3 protein-coding genes are annotated in these 1400 nt (G+C 70.6%); all 3 read right to left on the bottom strand.

Features of this window, described 5'->3' with window-relative positions; translation table 11 throughout:
• Positions 1-121: 121 nt before the first annotated feature.
• From EBO15_RS43380 to EBO15_RS45655, 3 genes are read right to left on the bottom strand one after another with little or no spacing between them, the layout of a single operon-like run.
• Entirely contained in the window at positions 122-382 is a 261-nt protein-coding gene (locus EBO15_RS43380) for an Acb2/Tad1 domain-containing protein (RefSeq protein WP_456047897.1), read from the bottom strand.
• A 2-nt stretch (positions 383-384) separates the two neighbouring features.
• Positions 385-1134: a peptidoglycan-binding domain-containing protein gene (locus EBO15_RS46690; protein ID WP_233616869.1), complete on the bottom strand. Its 750-nt coding sequence runs from the start codon at positions 1132-1134 to the stop codon at positions 385-387.
• Entirely contained in the window at positions 1131-1286 is a 156-nt protein-coding gene (locus EBO15_RS45655; RefSeq protein ID WP_199745198.1) for a hypothetical protein, read from the bottom strand. The genes EBO15_RS46690 and EBO15_RS45655 overlap by 4 nt, the downstream gene beginning before the upstream one ends.
• Positions 1287-1400: the final 114 nt, after the last annotated feature.

Below are 1400 nucleotides of genomic sequence, written 5' to 3' on the forward strand. Positions count from 1 at the left end.
CCGACGCTCTCGGCCTGCGTCGGTCATCCCGCCGCCCTGGGGGTATCTGGCCATGCCACCGGCATACGCCCACAGCACCGGGCCGTCCACTCACCCAACCGCCAACACCCAATAACCCTGGTTAGTGCTCCTGTCTGGCGATGGCGGCGTTGGCCCAGAACATCGCCTGCTCGATCTGCGTGATGGTGAGGGACTTCTCGCGGCCCTCGGGCAGCAGCTCGTTGTGGTCGGCGGCACGTCGCGTCCAGGCGACCGTCCGGATCGACCAGCAGCGCAGGCCGCGCGGCTCGGGGACCGCATGGGCGCGGCTGCGCGGGTCGTGCTCGATGTGCCGGCCCAGACGAATCCCGGTCTCGTGGCGTTCGGGCAGGTGGATGCGCATGGTCACGGCGTCACCGGGGCCGCCCAGGTGGCCTTCCACGTGGCGGGGCCGACGACGCCGTCCACGACCAGGTGCTTCTCCTGCTGGAAGGACCGGCAGATCGCGGCCGACGCGGCGCCGTAGGCGCCGTCCACGGCCAGGTGCCAGCCGCGGGCGCGCATCTGCTGTTGCCAGGTGCGGACGTCTACTCCGGCCATGATCGGCGGCTGGGTGAGGTATCGGCCGGGCCACGGTGGCGCAGTCCCGGGCTTGGACGGCGGGGGCGGAGTGGGACTGTTGCTGTACGGGGGCCGGCCGAACCCGGCGATCACCGAGGCGTCCCGGACGCGCCGCTTGCACGCGTCGCTGGTGTTGCCCTCGATGGTCTGGAGGAGCCCGCCGCCGAGGTTGACCTCGCAGATCCCGACGTGGTCGATCGAGTCGATGTCGTTGCTGCCGGACCAGTCGAAGAACACGATGTCGCCGGGGAGCGCCTGGTGGACCTGGTCGGCGGTCCCGATGTGCCACTCCCCCAGGCGCTGGTAGTCCTGGGCGTGGTAGACGGTGTAGGCGCGGTCGCCCTTGGGACAGACCGCCTTGTAGTCGCTGGCGTCCTGGGAGTGCGCGGCAGCCCAGGTGATCGACTCGTCGCACCACGGCGGGTTCCCCGCGTAGTCGCTCCCGTTCCGGGCCTGGTACCAGCGCTGGACGTAGTTCGGCTCGCCGAGCCCCAGAAGGGTCCGCATGGAGGCGAGCATGGTCTGAGCGGTCACTGGGGGCCCTCCCCCCGGTAGATCCCGGCGGCGTCCGGCGGCCCGTAGAGGCGCTGAAGGATGTCCTGCTCGTCGGGGTGGCCGGGCTGGTCGACGGCCGGATGGGCGTCGACCCTCTGCTGCCAGTCCGGTGGCGGGGCGGAACCTGTCAAACCGGATGAGACAGTTCAGGCTGCTTGTTCTGTCTCGGGGTTCTCCTTCGGGGGTTTGTTGATGAAGACCTTGGTGGGCGGCTTGGGCGGGGTGGGTCGGGCGTGGAAGCGCCC

It is taken from the genome of Actinomadura harenae, assembly GCF_003696215.1.
Classification (GTDB): Bacteria; Actinomycetota; Actinomycetes; order Streptosporangiales; family Streptosporangiaceae; genus Spirillospora; species Spirillospora harenae.

What these genes read in the sequence shown, in the direction of transcription:
- EBO15_RS43380 (WP_456047897.1), bottom strand. Translation starts at nt 382, where the DNA reads ATGCGCATCCACCTGCCCGAACGCCACGAGACCGGGATTCGTCTGGGC.